Below are 19173 nucleotides of genomic sequence, written 5' to 3'. Positions count from 1 at the left end.
CTGCCATGGCCGACCCCAAGACCACCGCTTCCCCGCTCCCGCCGCTGCTCCTGCTGCTCTCCGTCACCACGGGCCTTGTCGACGCGGTGAGCGTGCTGGGGCTCGGCAAGGTGTTCACCGCGAACATGACCGGCAATATCGTGTTTCTCGGCTTCGCGGCGGCGGGTACGCCAGGCTTCACGATTGCGCCCTACATCGTCGCGCTGGCATCCTTCCTGATCGGCGCGCTCGTCGCGGGGAAGGTGGGGTCACATCTCGCCGGGCAGCCGCTGCGGCGCTGGCTGGTGCTCGCCGCCATCATCGAGGCAGTGCTGTTCGGCATTGCAGCCGGTGTCGCCGCCTGGGCTGGGCCGATGGGTATCCTGCCCGAAACCTGCGTCTTCGCGATCATCGCCCTGACCGCGATCGCGATGGGCTTCCGCAACGCGACGATCCGCCAGCTCAAGGTGCCCGATCTCACCACCACTGTACTGACGCTGACGCTCACCGGCATCGCCGCCGATTCGCATCTGGCGGGCGGGCGCAACCCGAACATCGGGCGACGGCTCGCGGCGGTGGTGGCGATCCTGATCGGCGCCTTCCTCGGCGCAATCCTCGTCAACCGCTACGGCCTCGCGATTCCGCTGGTGGTCGCGGGGCTTACCGTGCTCGTCGGCACGCTCGCCTGCGTTCGTCATCCGGTCGCCGCCGAGCCATTGCGGCCCTGATCGACCGCACCCCTTTGACAGCCCGGCGATCGCTCCCTATCGGCCAGCCATGACGCTCCAGCACACCGACTCCATCCTGATCGTCGATTTCGGCAGCCAGGTGACCCAGCTGATCGCACGCCGCGTTCGCGAAGCCGGGGTCTATTCCGAGATCGCGCCCTTCACCACCGCCGCCGAGGCCTTTGCCCGGATGCAGCCCAAGGGCATCATCCTCTCCGGCTCGCCCGCCTCGGTGCTCGACGAAGGCTCCCCGCGGGTGCCGCAGGAAATTTTCGACAGCGGTCTGCCGGTGCTGGGAATCTGCTATGGCGAGCAGGTGATGATGCACCAGCTGGGCGGCCAGGTCGTGCAGGGCGACAGCGGCGAGTTCGGCCGCGCGTTCATCGAGATCGCCGATGGCTGCGCGCTGTTCGACGGCCTGTGGCAGACCGGCGAGACCCATCAGGTGTGGATGAGCCATGGCGACAAGGTCGCGAACCTGGCTCCGGGCTTCCGCCCGGTCGCGGCGAGCCCGGGCGCGCCCTATGCGGTGATCGCCAACGACGAGCGCCGCTATTACGCGATGCAGTTCCACCCCGAAGTGGTCCACACCCCCGATGGCGCCAGGCTGCTGGCGAACTTCGTGCGCCATGTCTGCGGCCTGTCGGGCGACTGGACCATGGCCGAGTTCCGCGCCGCCAAGATCGCCGAGATCCGCGCGCAGGTGGGCGACGGCAAGGTGATCTGCGGCCTCTCGGGAGGCGTCGACTCCGCGGTGGCCGCGGTGCTGATCCACGAGGCGATCGGCGACCAGCTGACCTGCGTGTTCGTCGATCACGGCCTGATGCGAGCAGGGGAGGCCGACCAGGTCGTCACCATGTTCCGCGAGCATTACCATATCCCGCTCGTCCATGTGGACGCGGAGGAACTGTTCCTCGGCGGCCTCGCCGGCGTCACCGACCCCGAGGCGAAGCGCAAGTTCATCGGCAAGACCTTCATCGACGTGTTCGAGGCCGAGGCCAAGAAGATCGGCGGCGCCGATTTCCTCGCGCAGGGCACGCTCTATCCGGACGTGATCGAGAGCGTGAGCTTCACCGGCGGCCCGTCGGTGACGATCAAGAGCCACCACAATGTCGGCGGCCTGCCCGCGCGGATGAACATGCAGCTGGTCGAGCCGCTGCGCGAGCTGTTCAAGGACGAGGTCCGTGCGCTCGGCCGCGAGCTTGGGCTGTCCGACGTGTTCGTCGGCCGCCACCCCTTCCCGGGGCCGGGCCTGGCGATCCGCATCCCGGGCGAAGTGACCAAGGAGCGCTGCGACATCCTGCGCAAGGCCGACGCGATCTATCTCGAGGAGATCCGCAATGCGGGCCTCTACGACACGATCTGGCAGGCCTTCGCGGTGCTGACCCCGGTGCGCAGCGTCGGCGTGATGGGCGACGGCCGCACCTATGACAGCGTACTTGCGCTGCGCGCGGTGACCTCGATCGACGGCATGACCGCGGAGGCGTTCGAATTCCCCGCCGGCTTCCTGCCGCGTGTCGCGACGCGTATCGTCAACGAGGTGCGCGGCGTGAACCGGGTAACCTACGACTATACGAGCAAGCCGCCCGGCACGATCGAGTGGGAGTGAGGGCGCTTCCGGCATGAGCCGGTAAGTAAGGGTGTGTCACAGGAAATTTGTAGGAATATGAACTGTATAGGTTTGCCTGTCGGGGCTGTGAAGGTGCTGTAGATTAGTAGTTTTCGTCTACATGGCCGGCATCGAGATGTACGAGCGATGGACCGGCACGTCCAGGCCGGTGAAGCTTGGCGTAACCCTCAAGCCGCGCGACTTCGGCTATGCGCTGTGCCGGCACTATACCGCCATCCAGTCCTTCGACCAAGCCGCGCTGGTCGCGGCGGGGCACAAGATGCTGCGCGCCCATCTCCAGGCGCGGTGGCTCGGCAGCTGCCAGTACATCCGTGCGGCCACCTGGCTCAAGACCGTCCATCATCAGCTTGGGCGTGAAGTCGATCCGCGCCAGTGCATCCTGCGCGCCTATGGCGACATGCCCGGCGTTGCGAGGCTGGACTTCGTGTAGCGTTTCGCCGGAACTCCGGGGGGATGGCCGCCCCGGCCGGCCCCGTGCAGCATGCCTCAGGCGCGGGGATCAGCCTTGTGTGCTGCCGCGCTCATAGGCGGCCTTGTCCACCTCGCGTCCGCTCAGGATCGCATCATTGAAGATGCGATGGTCGTGCGGCACTTCCACGTCGAAATCCTGTCCAGCGAACTTCATGTGGACGGTGCGGCGGCGATGGTCCCAGTGGAAGAACGCTTCCTCGAACGGCTCGAACAAGTAGCGGTCGCGTTCCTGGAAGAAGTCGCCCTTCTCCATAATCCTGGCTCCGTTCATCCGTCGTTCCTCAGCGGAAATGGGCATAATAAGCGCGGCTCTCGGCAGCAATGGCCTTTGCCCGCGGCGAGTCCGGGGGCAGCGCCCGCCACTGTTCGTACAGTGTATGGCCGCGTCCACCCGGCACGCCGACCTCGCGGGCGATCGCTTGGTAGCTGGCGTCTCCCAGGATCGCGCGAGCGTTGCCGGCGCTTTCCTTGGCGAAGATCATCTTGGCCGTGTTCACCTGGATCTCCGCGGTGAGGCCGCTCTTGGTGACGATGGTCGCGTTGATGCCGCTGTACCCGAGCGGATCGCTGGCCGCGGCGACGGTTTTCACCTTGGCGCCGGCAGCCTCCAGCCGCGCCACGACCCGTCCGATGTCCTTGGCATCGACGATGATCGTGTTGCGCACCAGATCCTTGATCCGGCTGGCGTCCCCCGCATAGTCCGCCATGATCTTCTCGAGCGCCCGACCCTCGCTCTTCACCGGCGCCTTGGCGACCCGGCCGCCGAACACGCCCGCGATCCTGTCCGCCAGCGCATCGACCTCGGCCTTGGCGGCGGGGGCGCGCTCGAGCATCGTCTGCAGGGTGCTGCTCGCGATCGCGCGCCGGGCCGTTGCGGCTTCCACGCCGCTCAGGTCACCGTTCTTCTGCAAGCCCGCAATGTCGCGCAGCGTGAGCTTGCCCTCGTGCGCCACGGCCTCGACGCCACCGGGCGTCTTGCGGGCCGCAGCCACCAGCTCGGGCAGGCGCCCGGCCGCACGCGCCTCCACGACGAGCTCGGCCGTCTTGCCGGCCTGGCGAGCGGCGGTGAACAGCGTGTCGAGCTTGCCGGCCCTGGCTGCTTCGGCGAAAGTCTTGCCGACCGAGCCTGCGCGTGCCGCCAAAGTCAGCGCTTCACTGGCTTTCGCGACCGTCGCGAACTTGCTCACGGGCACGACCATGGCGGCAACTTCGAAGGTCGCCCGGCCGGTGATCTTGCCCCACCATTCGGCCTCGGCTGCGGGCCCCCTGGCCGCCGCGGCGGCATGATCGGCCTTGAGACCGCTCCAATGCGCGGCGATCCAGCCCTTCACGTCGTTGCCGAGCTTCGACGGATCCTGCGCGACGTCTCGCAGATAGCCGGTGATCGCGCCGCCGATCGCCGCGCCCTGATCGGTCACGCGGCTCGCATCGGGCACCCAGGACGGTACCTCGCCCAGCACGCCCGCGCGCTGCGCCCCTTCGACCAGCCATCCGCCGGGACCGGCATCATAGGCGGCTTTCGCGATTCCCCAGGCCCCCTCCACGAGAGACTTGCCGCCTTCGTAGACGCCCTGGCGCATGCCCGCCTGGAACGATGCGACGGAACGTGGATCTTCGAGAAAGCGCTGGAGGCTCTGTCCCCAATCCGTACCGGCACCGGACCGGCGCAATCCCGCGGCCAGTAGCGGGCGGGCGGCATGCAGGATCAGCCCGTCGGGGGAGGCCCAGCTCAGCACCTCGGCGGCCCAATCGGGCGGGCTCGGCGGCGACAGCCCTATTCCGGCCGTAGCACCCGCAGCGAGAGACGCGCCTATCGATGTCATCGCGGACCTCCTTTGATCGCGCGAGGATCATGCGGCGTTCCGGATGGCCCCGCCATCAGCGATTCGATTAGACGGGAAGGGCTTGCGCCTCGCCGAGGGCGAAGGGGCAACGCTGGCGGAGCTCGTGATTGGCTCCGCCGCGCACGTCGATTATCGGCTGACGGTGCGAAAGCCGAGATGCGAAGCGGCGAGTGTCTCCTCCTGCGCATGGCGGGCGGCGGGGCGGTAGCGGGCGCAGTAGTTGCTGGCGCAGAGATAGGAGCCGCCCTTGATCACCCGCGCCTTGGCGTCGGGCTGGCGTGGATCGAAGCTCGGGTTGCCGGGCGATCCATCACCGACCGCGAAGGGGGCGTGGCTGGGCAGGTACCAGCTTTCGGTCCATTCCCAGACATTGCCGATCAGATCATAGGCGCCCGCGCCATTGGGCTTGAAGCAGCCGGCGGGCGCGCGCCCGGCATAGCCGTCGCGCTTGGCGTTGGTGTCCGGGAAGCTGCCCTGCCAGGTGTTGGCCTTGTCGGGGTTGGGCTCCGCGTCCGGATCGGCGAGGCCCACCCGCGCGGCCGCCTCGAACTGCTCCTCGCTCGGCAGCGCGCGGCCGGCCCAGCGGGCATAGGCCTGGGCATCGGCGAAGGTGACGGCGACCACCGGCTCCTCCTCGTGCCCCGCGATGCTGCTGCCCGGACCCTCCGGATGCCGCCAGTTCGCGCCCTTCACGAAGCGCCACCAGCGGCGCGGATCGGGTTCGTCGGTCGGGGTTTTCGGCGGCACGAACACGAAGGCACCGCCGCGGGGTTTCTCCGCTTCGGTGCGATAGTCGGTGGCGGCGACGAAGGCGGCGAACTGGCGGTTGGTCACTTCGTGCGCATCGATGTCGAAGGCGGGGACCTCGGTTTCGGTCGGCGGGCCTTCCTCCGGGTAGTAGCGGCTGTTGCCCATCACGAAGCGACTGGCGGGGATGCGCACCGGCCGATCGAGATGGCTGCCGGCGCACACACGCGGCGGGCCGGCAGGGGTGGGCGCCGCCGCCGGGCGCGTCGCCCAGAGCAGCGGCAGCGCGAGCAGCGGCGGGAGCGCGAGGAGCAGGGCGGGCTTCACGGGAAGGTCGCCGGGGTGGACTGCATCACCACGCCGGCGCCCTTGGCATAGGCGTCCCATGCCGCAACCAGCGTCTTCAGGCGGGCGGGCTGGTCGGCGGCGCGGTCGCGGGTCTCGCCGGGGTCCTCGGCCAGATTGTAGAGCTTCCAGCCGTCGCCCAGATCGACGATCTTCCAGTCGCCCTGCCGGATCGCGCGGCGGCCGAACAATTCGGTGCCGACGATCTCCTTGGGCCCATGCACCGCCTTGGACTGCCCGCGCAGATAGGGCAGCCAGCTGGCCCCGCGCACCGGCTGTACCGTGCGGCCGCCATAGCTGCTGCCCCGCCAGCTGCCGCCGGCCGCCTCGACCAGCGTCGGGACCACGTCCATCACCGTGCCATAGGCATGGCTGATCCCGCCCTGCCGCTTCCAGCCGGGATAGGAAAGGAACGCGGCGACGCGCGTGCCCCCTTCGCTGGTGAAGCCCTTGTAGAGGAAGGACGGCGTGGTCGCCGCCTGCGCCCAGCCTGGGCCATAGGCGGTGTAGGAACTCGCCGCGCCGAGATTGTCGAGCCGGTTGTCCGCCGCCTTCAGCCGCGCCGCCATGGTCGGCAGCTTGGTGGTGGCGAGGTCGATGCCTTCCGCGCCGTTATCGGCGAGGAACAGGATGATCGTGTTGTCATACTGACCGGTCGCCTTGAGGTGCGCGATCACCTTGCCGACATTCTGGTCGAGCCGGTCGACCATCGCCGCATAGACTTCCATCAGCCGCGCCTGCTCGCGCTTCTCCGTGGGCGAGAGATGCGCCCAGTCGCGCCCGTCGGGGAGCACGAAGGGGTGCGGCTTCACGCCCACCGGCACCAGCCCCAGAGCCTGCTGGCGCTTGAGCCGTTCGGCCTGCAGCACCTCGAACCCCGCATCGTAGCGGCCGCGATACTTGGCGATGTCCTCGGGCAGCGCCTGAAGCGGCCAGTGCGGGGCGGTGAAGGTGAGATAGGCGAAGAAGGGCTTGGCCGGATCGACGTGCCCCAAGAACCCGATCAGCTTCGCGGCATAGGCGTCGGACGAGTAGAAGTCCTTCGGCAGGCTCGGCAGCGTGACGCCGTTTTCGCGGTACGTCGCCTGGCCGGGCAGGGGCACCGGCGTCGCATCGATGCCGAAATGGTTGGCGCCGCCCTGGAGCAGGGTGAAGGCTTGGTCGAAGCCGTGCTTGGTCGGGTCGTCCTGCGGGCGCGTGCCGAGATGCCATTTGCCTGAAATCGCCGTCGCATAGCCGAGGTCGCGCAGACGCTCGGCGAGCGTCACCACGTCGTCGGGGAGATAACCCTGATAGCCCGGCTTGCCGATCTGGTTGGGCGCGATCAGCTCGGCCATGTTGCCGACGCCCGCCAGATGATTGTCGGTTCCAGACAGCAGCATCGATCGGGTCGGCGAGCAGGTCGGCGCGGCGTGGAAGCCGGTGAGGCGCAGGCCGTGCTGGGCGAGGGCATCGAGATTTGGCGTGTGGATCTCGCCGCCGAACGCGCCGAGGTCCGAATAGCCGAGATCGTCGGCGACGATGATCAGGATGTTGGGCCGCTTGGGCGGCGCAGCGGGGCGGGGCTGGTCCTTCGCCACCACGGCGGGCGAGGGGAGCAGCAGCAGGAGCAGGGCGGCGAGGCGAAGGCGCATGGATGGCATATCCGAAAAGGAGGCCGCGCTTCTGTCAGTGCGCAGGGTTCGCAGTGGCACCGAAGTCCCCCTCACCCTTCCGCCGCTTCGCGGCTCCCTCCCTCTCCCACAAGGGGAGAGGGAGAAGCGGCACCCCACCTCCCTCTCCCCTTGTGGGAGAGGGAAGGGGCCCGCCGCCGCAGGCGGTGGGAAGGGTGAGGTGGCTGAGACGCCCTATGCGATAGCCCTGGATCGAGGAGCACAGCTATTAGCGGTGAAGGTCAGGCGGCGGCTTCGATCGCGGCGACCGGCTCGGGCTTGAGCACCCGGCTGGGCGCGCCGTCGACCCCGCGCGGCACGTCGCCGGCGATGGTCGCGCGGCGCAGCGTGCGGCGCTGGTGGCCGAAATCGGCGATGGCGCGGTGCTGGGTGGCGCGATTGTCCCAGATCGCCACGTCGCCCGGGTTCCAGCGCCAGCGCACCGTGTTCTCGGGCTTGGTCGCATGGTCCTGCAGGATGCCGAACAGCCGGGCGAAATCCTCGCGGCTGAAGCCGACGAAGCTCTTCACGAAGCTGCCGAGTAGCAGCAGCTTCTCGCCGGTCACGGGGTGGACACGGACCACCGGATGCTCGGTCTCATAGGCGGTGGAAGCGAACACCTCGCGGTGGCGGCGCACCTGCTCGCTGGTCGCCTCGGGGCGCTGCTGGGCATAGTCGAAGGCATTGGTGTGGACCGCGCGGAGGGTCTCCACCAGCGCCTTGAGCGGTTCGGGCAGCGTCTCGTACGCCGTCACTGCATTGGCCCAGAGCGTGTCGCCGCCCGCCGGGGGGATGGTGATCGCGCGCAGGATCGAGGCGGCGGGATAGGCGGGGAGGAAGGTGATGTCGGTATGCCAGGCCGACGCTGCCTCGCCTTCCTTGCTGTCGAGCTCGAGCAGGAAGCGCGAGCCCGGCGCCACCGGCACGGTCGGGTGCGCGAGCGGATCGCCGAGGCGCTCGGCGAAGGCTTCCTGTGCCGCATCGTCGAGATGCGTCTGGTTGCGGAAGAAGATCACCTTGTGGCGGTATAGCGCCGCGCGGATCGCCTCGACGGTAGCGTTGTCGACATCGCCGCCCAGCCGCACGCCGCGGATCTCGGCGCCGATCCGGCCGGCCACGGGGTGGACGTCGAGCACGCTGTCGGCATCGGCGGCGTTGGGGAAGTCATGCGTCTGGATCGTCATGTGCATTCTCCTTCAGGGTCACAGGGGAAGTTGGCCGGCGGCACGCGCATCGAGCGCGCGACGGATCGAGGCTTGGCGCTGCGCGTCGAGCGGGAAGCGCCAGATGAGGGCGGCAGAGAGGATGTGGGCGAGCGCCGGGCCCAGCGCGAAGACGTACTTCAGCGTCTCCAGCGCCTCGGGCGGGTTCGCGCCCTTGGGGCTGAACCCCATCCAGGCGATGAAGGGCAGGGCGATGCCGATGCCGATCGCCGGCCCCGCCTTGGTGGCGAGGCTGAACACCGAGAAGAACAGGCCGGTGCGGTTGTGGCCGGTCTCCAGCTCATGGTGATCGGCGACGTCGGCGACCATCGCGCGGAGCATGAGATTGCCCGAGCCTTGCGCCAGCCCTTGCGCGATGGTGAGCGCCAGCAGCAGCCCGATCCCGCCCGGCACCACGAAGAGCAGGCCGAGATTGATCGCCACCTGCACCAGCTCGCCTAGGATCGCGGTCTCGCGCTTGCCGAAGCGGCGGCCGATCTGCAGCCAGAGGGGCGCGGCGAAGATGCCGAAGACGAACTGGAACAGGTAGAGGCCACTGGCCCAGCCGGGCTCGCCCATATAGTTCACCGCGAAGAAGGTGATCAGCCCGGCGCGGATCGACTGGCCGGCAGTGACCGCCACGTCCGAGGCGAGCACGCGGACCAGCAACCGGTCGTGCAGGATCAGGCTGGCGGTACGGAGGAAGCCTTCGGGCTTGGGTTCGTAGGCCGGGCGCGGCGGCTCGCGAAAGGCGGTGAGGCTCAGCACCAGCGCCGGCGCCAGGGTGAGCAGGATGAAGCCGCCGACGACGTGCAGCTTGAGCGCGATGTCGGCGGGGCGGAACTGTTCGAGCAGGGTCGGCAGGATCAGCACGAGCAGCAGGCCCGAGGCTTGCGCGGTCTGCTGGAAGGTCACCGATCGGGTGCGGCCGTGATAGGCGCCCGAAAGCTCCCCCGCCCAGGCGGAGAAGGGCACCTCGATCATCGTCCATCCGGCGTAGAAGAGGAACAGCGCCGCCGCGAGGTAGAGCGGCGCCACGGTCGCGGGCGGGAAGAAGAGCAGCGCCGAACCCGCCCGAAGAGCAGCCCGCCCGCCGCGATCCACGGCCTGCGCCGGCCGAAGCGGCTGCGCGTGCGGTCGCTCAGCACCCCGACGATCGGATCGGCGGCGACGTCCCAGAAGCGGCCGAGGAAGAAGATCAGCCCGATCGTCGCCAGCGAGAGCCCGTAGTGGCTGGCGTAGAGCTGGGGCACGAACAGGATCAGCGGCAGCCCCGCGCCCGCGATGGGAACCGCCAGCGAGGCGAAGCCGATCAGCCGCCAGGCCGGCGGCTCGTCGGCGCGGATCGGCGGGGAGGCGATGCGGAACCGGGTGTCGTCGGCGGGGATCGTCGCCATGGGCTCACCATTTCGTCCGGAGGGTGGCGCCCAGCGTGCGCGGATCGCCGAGGATCGCCGAAACGAGCCCGGTGTTCGCCACGCTGAGCGTCTGAAAATAGTTCTTGTCGAAGAGGTTGCGGGCCCAGACCGAGAGGTCGAGCCGGCCCTTGTCGAGCCGCACGCCGATGCGGGCGTTCACCAGGTCATAGCTGGGGACGAGCCCGTAGCGGCTGTTGCTGGCGACGGTGTAATAGTTGGAGCGCCACGACCAGTCGGCATGGCCGTAGAGGGTGACCCGGTCGGTCAGCGCGTGCGACGCATCGGTGCCGAGCGAGGCGGACCATTTGGGCACGCCCGCCAGCCGCTGACCGCTCATGCTCTGGACCGGCGATCCGCCCGGCAGCGCGGTGGTCGGGTTGAGCGCCTCGACCGGCGTCGGACCGTTGGGATAGTTCCGATAGGTGGCATCGGTATAGGCCAGCGCCCCGGTGAAGCCGAGCGCCGCGATCGGCTGCCACGCCAGATCCGCCTCGAACCCGCGCGAGCGCACCTTGGGAATGTTGGCGATGTAATTGATGTAGCTGTTGGTACCTATCACCTGCTGGACGATCGTCGTCTGGTAGTTGGTCACGTCCGCCCAGAAGCCGGCGAGGTTCGCGGTGAGGGTGTGGTGGAACAGCTGGGATTTCAGGCCGACCTCGTAGTTATCGGTCTGCTCGGGATCGACCACGGCGCTGACCCCCGCGGGGATGGTGGTCAGGTTGAGCCCCTGCGACTTGGTGCCGCGCGACGTGGTCGCGTAGAGCAGCACGTCGTCGACCGGCTTCCAGCTGAGCGTCGCCAGCCACGACCAGCTGTCGTCCTTGGCGTTCACGCTGTAGTTGGCGGGCGGGGCGAGGCCGTTGCGGATCGCCTGGGCGCGGGTTGCCTGTGCGGGCGTCAGGCCGGCCAGCGACTTGCCGTCGGTCTGTGCCGAGATATAGCTCCCCCATTTGTCCTCATGGGTGAAGCGCAGCCCCGTAGTGAGGCTGAGCCGCGGATCGATATGCCAGCTCGTCTGCGCGAAGGCGGCGAGGCTGCGCGTGTGGGGGTCGGAACGCGAGCGCGAGGTGAAGCCGTTCACCGCGGCGTCCGAAACCGCCGGCGCGTCCGTCGGGTACAGCCAGTTGGGCGCATCCGCGCCGTAGATCGCGGAGCCGACGCCGCGCACCACCTGCCAGAAATAATAGCCGCCGATCAGCCAGTCGATGCGGTGCTCGCCGTTCGAGGCGATGCGCACTTCCTGGCTGAACTGGCGCTGGAAATTCTGCTGGTTGCTCTGGAGGTTGACCGACAGCCGGGTGACGTCGGAATCGTTCGACGGATACCAGTTCCAATGCCGCCCGGCGGTGATCGAGGTGATCGTTGCCCCGCCCAGATCATAGTCGATCTCGCCCGAGAGGCCCCAGGTGTCCATGATCGCGTAGAAGGGCGAGTTGGCGTCGGTCTTGCGCGCGAACGGGTCGAAGGGCAGCGGCGTGTAGCCGGCGCGGACGGCGCGCTGGAGCCAGTTGTTCGCGATCGTCGCACCGTTGCTGTAGCTGGTGAACACCGAGACCGGCAGGTTGATGCAGCATTGCTGGCGCTGGTTGGAATAGTCGCCGATCAGCCGAATCGACAGGCCGCTCAGCGGCGTGACCAGCAACTGCCCGCGCGCCGTGAAGTCGTCGTAATTGTGGACGTCGCGGCCCGTCGTGACGTTGTGGAGGAAGCCGTCGCGGTGCGTCTCGGCCAGGCTGATCCGCGCGGCGGCGAGGTCGGCGAGCAGCGGACCGCTGAGCGACCCGCGCAGCTGGTGGTAGCCATAGTCGCCAAAGCTCGCCTCGCCCTGCGCTTCGGCCGTGAAGCTTGGCAGGCGCGAGCTGATGTTGATCGCACCCGCCGTCGTGTTCTTGCCGAACAACGTGCCCTGCGGCCCGCGCAGCACCTCAACGCGCTCGAGATCGACCAGGTCGAACTGGCTCTGCCCCGGGCGGCCGTAATAGACGCCGTCGATATAGAGGCCGACGCCGTTCTCGATCCCGTCATTGGTCAGCGCGACGTTCGAGCCGAGGCCGCGGATGTTGATGTTGGTGTTGCGCGGGTTGAAGCTGAACACCTGCAGCGCGGGTACGAGCTGCTGGATCTGGTCGAGCCGATAGTCGCCGCGCGCCGCCAGCGTCTCGCCGCTGATCGCGCTGAGCGCGATCGGCACGTCCTGCGCGCGCTCGGTGCGGCGGCGGGCGGTGACGAGGATGTCGTCTCCCTCGGCGGCGGATGCGGCGTCGGTCGGCCCGTCCTCTGCGACCGGTGCGCGCGCCGGTTCGATGGCGGCGAGCTGGACGGTCTGGGCATGGGCGGCGCCGGCGAAGAGCGCAACGAGGCTTGCGCCGGCAAGCCATGCCGGCACGGACGAAGAAAACGGCAATGGAATCTCCCTGGCAGGTCGTGGGCGATCGATCCGCAGCAGTCGCACGGCATCCAGGTCCGGCGCGGCAGGCGTCCGACAGTTGGTGCGGCACGATGGCGATCGTCGGCCTTATGAGACCACGAATAAGGGGTTAGCGGCCCCGGCGTTTCAGCTGGATCATGTCACCTTCCTTTCGGTGGTACGTTATGTCTACTCAAAAGGTAGAGATTGGAAACCTAGTTTGGCTTGGCCGCCGCGAAGTGCAGCTTGGGCGTCGCCGAAAGCGCAGTTTTATTCGTGCTCTCGGCTACGAATCCGGGCACCGACAGGTACCGCTCGCCGGTATCATAGGCGAAGCCCAGGACCCGCAGGCCGGTTAGGTCGGGAAGCTTCGCCGCGATCGCCGCCAGCGTCGCGCCCGAGCTGGGGCCGACGAGCAGCCCCTCCCGCCGCGCCGCCGCCTGGGCGAACCACAGGGCCGCCTCGGCTTCGACCTGGAGCACGCCGTCGAGCATGTCCGCATGCAGGTTGGTGGGTACGAAGCCGGCCCCGATGCCCTGGATCGGGTGCGGCCCCGCGCGTCCGCCGGAAAGTACCGGCGACGCGGCCGGCTCGACCGCGAACACCAGCAGCCCCGGCCATTCCATCTTCAGCGTTTCCGCGAGTGCGGTGATATGGCCGCCCGTGCCGACGCCAGTGATGATCGCGTCGATCGGCTCGTTGCGGAAATCGGCGAGGATCTCGATCGCGGTGGTTCGCGCATGCGCATCGATATTGGCGGGGTTGTCGAACTGCAGCGGGATCCAGGCGCCCGGGATCGCTGCCGCCAGCTGCTCGGCGCGGACGATGGCGCCGGACATGCCCTGTTCGCGCGGCGTGAGCTCGAACTCCGCGCCATAGGCCTGCATTAGCCGGCGCCGCTCCACCGACATGCTTTCGGGCATCACCAGGATCAGCCGGTAGCCCTTCACTGCCGCCACCATCGCCAGCCCGACGCCGGTATTGCCGCTGGTCGGCTCGACGATCGTGCCCCCGGGGAGCAGCGCGCCGCTGCGCTCGGCAGCCTCGACCATCGCCAGCGCGATCCGGTCCTTGAGCGATCCGCCGGGGTTCCCGCGTTCCGACTTGATCCACACCTCGGCATCCGGGAACAGCCGGGACAGCCGGATGTGCGGTGTGTTGCCGATCGTGCCCAGGATGCTCGCTGCCCGCATGTGGCTATACCCCATTCTTTGGCGCGAGCGTAATTCCTACTGATCGAATGGGCAATAAATCACGGCTTGTCTCCGGCCAATTCCAGATTGGCCGTCGGGAAGGGGTCGGCGAGCGTCACGCTGTCCAGGATCCGGGCGGTTTCATCGCGAATCTGCAGCATCAGGCTGCGGAGCCGGCAGGTGGATTCCGGCACGCAATTCTCACAATGCTCGTGCGGATCGCGGCTGGCGCAGGGCACCAGCGCGATTGATCCCCGCATCAGCCGGATGATGTCGCCGATCCGCACCTCGGCCGGCGCCGGCACGAGCACATAGCCGCCTTCGCGTCCCCGCTGCGACCGCACCAGCCCCTCGCGGCCCAGCTCGGAAAGGATGACGGTGAGGAACTTGGCGGGAATGTTCTGCGCGGCCACCATCTCCGCCAGCGGAACCACGCCTTGTCCGTGGCGATCGGCAAGATGTTGCAATGCGCGGATCGCGTAGCGGCTCTTCTGCGAAAGCATGCCCCGCTATGCGGGGATCGGCGGGCGTTTTCAACGCAAGGGCCACGCCGCGCGCGACAAGCGCAAAAAAATCACCGCGCTGCCGCGAAGGATTTCGTTATCCAGGGTCTCTCTGAGGGCAAACAGAATATCCGCGCGCAGCCACAGGAGGGAACGGCGACACGCGACCTGAAATCTGCGCTGCAGCGCCGCCAACTTTTGGCGCGATGGGTCGCGTGCGAGATCGTTCCGCACGAGGGCCGCATCCGCGCCTGGTTCGCGCGCAGACGGCTGGCGCCCGAGGATGTGGATGAGCTGATGCAGGAAGCCTATTGCCGGATCGCGACGCTGGACTCGGTCGACCATATCGAGTGCGGGCACGCCTATTTCTTCTCGATCGCGCGCAACCTGTTGCTGCGCAGGCTCAAGCGCCAGCAGGTCGTCCCCCTGGAGGCGATCAGCGAGATCGAGAGCTTCCGCGACACGCAGACGCCCTCGCCCGAGGAGCAGGTCTCGACCCGCCTCGCTTATGAGCGCGTGATGGTACTGATCGCGGGCCTGCCCGAGCGCTGCCGCCGCGTCGTCGAGCTGCGCAAGATCGAGGGCTGGTCGCAGAAGGAAATCGCCGCGCACCTGGGCATGACCGAAAAGGCGGTGGAGAAGCAGGTGTGGATCGGCGTGCGCGCCATCCGCGAGGGCTGGTCCACTGCCGGTGGGGCATCCGGGGCCGAGGCGCCCGAAACCGGTCGCAAGGCGGGCATCCTGTGAACGATCCGAAGCGCCTGACCGAGGACGAGGCCGCGGCCCAGTGGGTGGCGCGGATGGACGGCGGCAGCTGGAGCGAGGCCGACGAGGCGGAACTGCAGCGCTGGCTGGCGCAGGATCCGCGCCGTCACGGCCTGCTGCTGCGCACCCATGCCCTTTGGCAGGTGCCGCACGTTGCGCCGCAGGCCGCCGCCGTGGATGACGACATGCCGCTGGATACCGCCACGCCAGCCTGGCGGCGGCGCGGGGTGCTGGGCGGGCTGCTCGCGGCCTCGGCGGCCGGGATCGTCGGCGCCTTGCTGCTCCCCGGGCGCGGGGTGGGCTATGTGACCAAGGTCGGCGAGATCCGGCGGGTGCCGCTGGTCGACGGATCGGTGATGACGATCAATTCGGGCACCGAACTGCAGGTCCGCATCGCCAAGCGCGCCCGCGAGGTCGAGCTGGCGCAGGGCGAGGCCTGGTTCGAGGTCGCCAAGGATGCCGCGCGCCCGTTCGTGGTCGCCTCGGGCAAGGTGCGGGCGAAGGCGATCGGCACCGCCTTTTCGGTGCGCAAGCGCGACAATGGCGTAGAGGTGCTGGTCACCGAGGGCGTGGTCGAGACCTGGTCGGACGGCGAGGAGGCGCAGCGCGTGCGGCTCACCGCGGGGCAATGCGCGCTGATCAACGACCACGCCATCGTCCATTACGAAACGGACAAGCCGTCGTCGGTCGACCGTGCGCTCGCCTGGCGCAGCGGCATGATCGACCTCGACGGCACCACGCTCGCGGACGCGGCCGACGAGTTCAACCGCTACAATGATCGTCAGATCGTCATCGCCGATCCTGACGCGGCGGGCGAGCGCTTCGACGGGCTGTTCCGCATCAACGATCCCGAAGGCTTTGCCGAGGCGGTCCGCAATGCGCTGGACCTTACCGTCAACACCAGCGATCCTCGCTTCATACGTATTCAACGCGCGGTGAAGCTGCGTAGCCTGTAATTGGCGGATTGAAAAAATCTTCATTGTGGAAGAATTTGCGTGAAGGAAAATCCAACCCCGGGTCTCTAGGTGTGTACAGGTCGCAAAGACCTGACAAAAAGTAGAATGAACAGGGAGGGGTTTCATGGCGAACGCCACGTTGCGTGGAGCGCTGTTCGCGTCCACGAGCATCGTCTGCATGATCGCGATGCCTGCGGCTGCACAGGCTGCTACGCAAACCAAACGTTTTTCCATCGATGCACAGCCGGCGGAGACGGCGATCGGGCTGTTCGGTCATCAGGCGGACGTGCAGATCATCGCGGCGCGCCGGCTGACGCAGTCGGTGCGCACCAACGGCGTGCGCGGCGAATACACCGTGGGCGACGCGCTCAATCGCCTGTTCGCCGGCACCGGTCTGGTCGCGCGCCAGACCGGTCCGCGCACCTACGCCGTCGTTCCACGCCCCACTTCCGACCGGTTCGTGCCCGCCACAGGCACGAAGCTCGCGCTGTCGGCGCCGGGCGGGGGGACGCAGGCGCAGTCCCCGACGCCTGCGTCCTCCCAGTCCACCGCCGCTGCCGCACCGCAAGTGGCGGGCGAGGACGATCCCGCCATCGTCGTGACCGGCCTGCGCGCCAGCCTCGACAATTCGCGCGGGATCAAGCGCGAGGCATCAGGAATCGTCGATGCGATCTCGACCAAGGACATCGGCAAGCTGCCCGACGCCAACCTTGCGGAATCGCTCCAGCGCATCACCGGCGTGTCGATCGACCGCTCGGGCGGCGAGGGCGCCTTCATCACCGTCCGCGGCTTCGGGCCGGAGTTCAACACGGTGCTGGTCAACGGCCGCCAGGTCGCGACGCCGACCGACCCGAGCCAGGCCTCGGGCCGCGCCTTCGCCTTCGACACGCTGGCCTCGGAGCTCGTCTCGGGCGTCGAGGTCTACAAATCCTCGACCGCGCGCTACCAGTCGGGCGGCGTCGGCTCGACCGTGAACATCAAGACCGCGCGGCCCTTCGACTATAAGGGCCTGAAATTCGGCGCGACGGTCGACGTCAACTATGACGAGAATGCGAAGAAGAGCGCACCCGATGCCTCCTTCCTGTTCGCCGACACCTTCGCCGACGGCAAGCTCGGCGTGCTGGTCTCGGGCAGCTACCAGCACCGCTTTACCCGGCTCAAACAGGCTGCGACCGATGGCTGGCTGGTCAACCCCGCCATCCCCGCGGCGCAGGTCAATGGCGGCAAGGGTGCGGTCGGCGCCGGCAACCCGCAGGGCAACATCTTCATCCCGCAAAATTTCGACACCCGCGTCACGCGCGAGGATCGCGAGCGGATCGGCGGCACGCTGGTGCTGCAATATCGCCCGAGCGACGCGGTGACGGTCACCGCCGACGGCCTCTACACCAAGTTCACCAACACCACCGATGCGCGCTCCTACGGCCACTGGTTCACCGCGTCGAACCTGACCAACGTCAAGACCGATGCCAACGGCACCGCGATCGACCTGACCCAGGCGACCGGCATCGCCACCGACTTCCACGACAAGAAGTTCGACAAGCGCACCAATACGCGCGCCGTGGGCCTCAACGTCGAATGGCAGGTCTCGCCGACCATCACCGCCAGCCTCGACGGCACCTATTCGCTCGCCAAGGAAGATCCCAATGGCGGCAAGGAAGCCTATCTGGCGCTGCTCGGCTATCTGACCGGATCGTCGCGTTACCAGTCGGATGGGTCGCGCCTGCCCTGGCAGACCGAAACGCTGCCGACCTTCGCCAATCCGGCCAGCCGCTGCGGCAGCGCCGTGACCGACTCCGGGCGGCCGGGGAGCACCACGGTGGTGGGCGATGGGCAGCCGATGTGCCAGCACGTGATGCTGCTGCGCGGCTATGGCATCCGCGACGAGGTGAAGCAGGGCCGCGCCGACTTCACCTACAAGGGCGACAGCCTGGAAGGGCTGGTGAAGGCGAGCAGCGGCTTCTACTGGTCCGAGGACAAGAAGGATACGTCGCTCTATTCCAACGACGGCGGCACCGGCTGCACCACCTGCGGCTACAATTTGCCGGTGCCCCCCGGCGTGGCGATCACCACCTTCAACGCAGGCAGCAACTTTCTGTCCGGGGTGAGCGGGTCCAACCGTCTGCCGACCCAGTGGCAGACCTTTGATGGCCCCGCGCTGTTCAACGCCATCACCGCGCAGCAGGGGCCGGGCTTCACCTTTGCGCCGCCGCTGGTCAACGACACCATCGTCAAGGAGCGGGTGATCGGCGGCTATCTCGAAACCGAATGGCACGGCGCGGTCGCCGGCCGGCCGATTTCGATCGTGGCGGGCGTGCGGTTCGAGGATACCTCGACCAACGTCAACGGCTTGGCTACCGCCTATACCGCGCTGGTCAAGCTCGCCAACGACCAGACCCAGTACGGCTCGACCGCGTCCGGCACGACGCGCACCATCGGAACCACCCATTATACCGACATCCTGCCCAACATCGCGCTGAAGTGGCAGGTCTCCAACGCGTTCACCGTCCGCTTCGCCGCCTCGCAGACGATCACGCGACCGACCTTGGAACAGCTATCGCCGGTGACGACGCTGGTGACGCTGCGCCCAGGCAATTTCGCCGCCAGCCGCGGCAATGCCGATCTCAAGCCGTTCAAGGCGAGCAATCTCGATGTGTCGTTCGAATATTATTACGGCCGGTCGAGCTATGTGTCGCTCGGCGGCTATCTGAAGAACGTCAATAATTTCATCGTACTCAACCAGACCACCGGGCCAGTCGCGGGCGTCTCCGGTTCCCTGCTCGACCCGGCCACCGGGCTCCCGGCGCAGTTCACCATCACCGCGCCTGTCAACGGGCAGGACGCGACGGTGACCGGGCTGGAGGCGGCGTGGCAGCACGCGTTCGGCGATACCGGGTTCGGCTTCCAGCTCAACGGTACGCTGGTCGGGTCCAACCGCCATCTCGATCCGCAGGACCTGCGCAACAAGTTCGCGCTGACCGGCTTGTCCAACTCGGCGAATGCGGTGGCCTTCTACGACGCGCACGGGATCGAGGCGCGCGTCGCGTTCAACTGGCGCGACCACTTCCTCCAGTATCTCGCGCCGCCGCCGCTCAACGGGGCCGGCCAGGCGGTCACCCAGGTGCGCGCCTATTCGCAGGTCGATGCCAGCCTCACCTACCATATCACCCCGCAGGTGGCGGTGTTCGCCGAGGGCGCCAACCTCACCAAGTCGATCGCCTTCAAATATGCCTATTACGCCAACCAGTTCCTCAATGCCGAGGATACCGGGCGGCGGTTCAAGCTGGGCGCGCGCATCAGCTTCTGATCCCGCACGGGGGATCGGGGCCGGGC

At 67.9% G+C, this 19173-nt stretch carries 16 protein-coding genes and 1 pseudogene; 6 read left to right on the top strand and 11 right to left on the bottom strand.

The annotated features are described in order from the left end of the window. Positions 1-5 precede the first annotated feature (5 nt). From ABIC65_RS11475 to ABIC65_RS11465, 3 genes are all read left to right on the top strand, one after another. Positions 6-707, top strand: coding sequence for a YoaK family protein (locus ABIC65_RS11475; RefSeq protein WP_354308789.1), 702 nt, complete (start codon positions 6-8; stop codon positions 705-707). A gap of 49 nt (positions 708-756) precedes the next feature. Further along, on the top strand, positions 757-2316 hold the full coding sequence (guaA, locus tag ABIC65_RS11470; RefSeq protein ID WP_354308788.1) for a glutamine-hydrolyzing GMP synthase: 1560 nt from the start codon (positions 757-759) through the stop codon (positions 2314-2316). 121 nt (positions 2317-2437) lie between these two features. Then, complete coding sequence (locus ABIC65_RS11465) at positions 2438-2767, top strand: hypothetical protein (RefSeq protein ID WP_354308786.1); 330 nt, start codon at positions 2438-2440, stop codon at positions 2765-2767. Between the two features lie 69 nt (positions 2768-2836). Here the strand turns inward: ABIC65_RS11465 and ABIC65_RS11460 are convergent, their stop codons facing one another. From ABIC65_RS11460 to ABIC65_RS11410, 11 genes and pseudogenes are all read right to left on the bottom strand, one after another. Continuing rightward, a complete protein-coding gene (locus tag ABIC65_RS11460; protein ID WP_354308784.1) occupies positions 2837-3061 on the bottom strand; it encodes a hypothetical protein in 225 nt (74 codons plus the stop codon). A 28-nt stretch (positions 3062-3089) separates the two neighbouring features. Beyond that, positions 3090-4631 carry a hypothetical protein gene (locus ABIC65_RS11455; protein WP_354308783.1) on the bottom strand — a complete coding sequence of 514 codons (1542 nt, stop codon included), beginning with the start codon at positions 4629-4631 and terminating at the stop codon, positions 3090-3092. Between the two features lie 150 nt (positions 4632-4781). Then, positions 4782-5726: a formylglycine-generating enzyme family protein gene (locus tag ABIC65_RS11450; RefSeq protein ID WP_354308781.1), complete on the bottom strand. Its 945-nt coding sequence runs from the start codon at positions 5724-5726 to the stop codon at positions 4782-4784. Continuing rightward, the gene (locus ABIC65_RS11445) at positions 5723-7378 is read right to left on the bottom strand and encodes an arylsulfatase (protein WP_354308780.1); all 1656 of its coding nucleotides are present in this window, start codon (positions 7376-7378) and stop codon (positions 5723-5725) included. Before ABIC65_RS11445 ends, ABIC65_RS11450 begins: the two co-directional genes overlap by 4 nt. 260 nt (positions 7379-7638) lie before the next feature. Continuing rightward, positions 7639-8580, bottom strand: a complete 942-nt coding sequence (locus ABIC65_RS11440) for a TauD/TfdA dioxygenase family protein (RefSeq protein WP_354308779.1) — start codon at positions 8578-8580, stop codon at positions 7639-7641. Between the two features lie 18 nt (positions 8581-8598). Then, positions 8599-9636 carry an MFS transporter gene (locus tag ABIC65_RS11435; RefSeq protein ID WP_354308777.1) on the bottom strand — a complete coding sequence of 346 codons (1038 nt, stop codon included), beginning with the start codon at positions 9634-9636 and terminating at the stop codon, positions 8599-8601. Continuing rightward, positions 9579-9995, bottom strand: a complete 417-nt coding sequence (locus ABIC65_RS11430; RefSeq protein WP_354308775.1) for an MFS transporter — start codon at positions 9993-9995, stop codon at positions 9579-9581. Before ABIC65_RS11430 ends, ABIC65_RS11435 begins: the two co-directional genes overlap by 58 nt. 4 nt (positions 9996-9999) lie before the next feature. Next, the gene (locus ABIC65_RS11425; protein WP_354308774.1) at positions 10000-12405 is read right to left on the bottom strand and encodes a TonB-dependent receptor; all 2406 of its coding nucleotides are present in this window, start codon (positions 12403-12405) and stop codon (positions 10000-10002) included. Between the two features lie 302 nt (positions 12406-12707). Continuing rightward, positions 12708-13619 (bottom strand): annotated as a pseudogene (gene cysK, locus ABIC65_RS11420) (cysteine synthase A); the annotation flags it as partial. 59 nt (positions 13620-13678) lie between these two features. Continuing rightward, positions 13679-14122, bottom strand: coding sequence for an RrF2 family transcriptional regulator (locus tag ABIC65_RS11415; protein ID WP_354308772.1), 444 nt, complete (start codon positions 14120-14122; stop codon positions 13679-13681). 30 nt (positions 14123-14152) lie between these two features. Next, positions 14153-14317, bottom strand: coding sequence for a hypothetical protein (locus tag ABIC65_RS11410; RefSeq protein WP_354308770.1), 165 nt, complete (start codon positions 14315-14317; stop codon positions 14153-14155). A 3-nt stretch (positions 14318-14320) separates the two neighbouring features. Here ABIC65_RS11410 and ABIC65_RS11405 point away from each other — a divergent pair, with 3 nt between their 5' ends. The 3 genes from ABIC65_RS11405 to ABIC65_RS11395 all read left to right on the top strand — a co-directional run bounded on the left by ABIC65_RS11405 (position 14321) and on the right by ABIC65_RS11395 (position 19147). Further along, on the top strand, positions 14321-14869 hold the full coding sequence (locus tag ABIC65_RS11405) for an RNA polymerase sigma factor (protein ID WP_354308768.1): 549 nt from the start codon (positions 14321-14323) through the stop codon (positions 14867-14869). Further along, the gene (locus ABIC65_RS11400; protein WP_354308767.1) at positions 14866-15843 is read left to right on the top strand and encodes a FecR family protein; all 978 of its coding nucleotides are present in this window, start codon (positions 14866-14868) and stop codon (positions 15841-15843) included. Before ABIC65_RS11405 ends, ABIC65_RS11400 begins: the two co-directional genes overlap by 4 nt. Before the next feature lie 124 nt (positions 15844-15967). After that, positions 15968-19147: a TonB-dependent receptor gene (locus ABIC65_RS11395; protein ID WP_354308765.1), complete on the top strand. Its 3180-nt coding sequence runs from the start codon at positions 15968-15970 to the stop codon at positions 19145-19147. The last annotated feature ends 26 nt before the right edge of the window (positions 19148-19173 follow it).

This window comes from Sphingomonas trueperi (genome assembly GCF_040545665.1).
GTDB lineage: Bacteria > Pseudomonadota > Alphaproteobacteria > Sphingomonadales > Sphingomonadaceae > Sphingomonas > Sphingomonas trueperi_B.
The sequence above is the reverse complement of the archived record's forward strand: the minus strand, read 5'-3'. Positions and strand labels throughout refer to the sequence as shown.

What these genes read in the sequence shown, in the direction of transcription:
- ABIC65_RS11430 (WP_354308775.1), bottom strand. Translation starts at nt 9,995, where the DNA reads ATGGCGACGATCCCCGCCGACGACACCCGGTTCCGCATCGCCTCCCCG.
- ABIC65_RS11415 (WP_354308772.1), bottom strand. Translation starts at nt 14,122, where the DNA reads ATGCTTTCGCAGAAGAGCCGCTACGCGATCCGCGCATTGCAACATCTT.
- ABIC65_RS11465 (WP_354308786.1), top strand. Translation starts at nt 2,438, where the DNA reads ATGGCCGGCATCGAGATGTACGAGCGATGGACCGGCACGTCCAGGCCG.
- ABIC65_RS11395 (WP_354308765.1), top strand. Translation starts at nt 15,968, where the DNA reads ATGGCGAACGCCACGTTGCGTGGAGCGCTGTTCGCGTCCACGAGCATC.
- ABIC65_RS11460 (WP_354308784.1), bottom strand. Translation starts at nt 3,061, where the DNA reads ATGGAGAAGGGCGACTTCTTCCAGGAACGCGACCGCTACTTGTTCGAG.
- ABIC65_RS11440 (WP_354308779.1), bottom strand. Translation starts at nt 8,580, where the DNA reads ATGACGATCCAGACGCATGACTTCCCCAACGCCGCCGATGCCGACAGC.
- ABIC65_RS11445 (WP_354308780.1), bottom strand. Translation starts at nt 7,378, where the DNA reads ATGCGCCTTCGCCTCGCCGCCCTGCTCCTGCTGCTGCTCCCCTCGCCC.
- ABIC65_RS11455 (WP_354308783.1), bottom strand. Translation starts at nt 4,631, where the DNA reads ATGACATCGATAGGCGCGTCTCTCGCTGCGGGTGCTACGGCCGGAATA.
- guaA (WP_354308788.1), top strand. Translation starts at nt 757, where the DNA reads ATGACGCTCCAGCACACCGACTCCATCCTGATCGTCGATTTCGGCAGC.
- ABIC65_RS11475 (WP_354308789.1), top strand. Translation starts at nt 6, where the DNA reads ATGGCCGACCCCAAGACCACCGCTTCCCCGCTCCCGCCGCTGCTCCTG.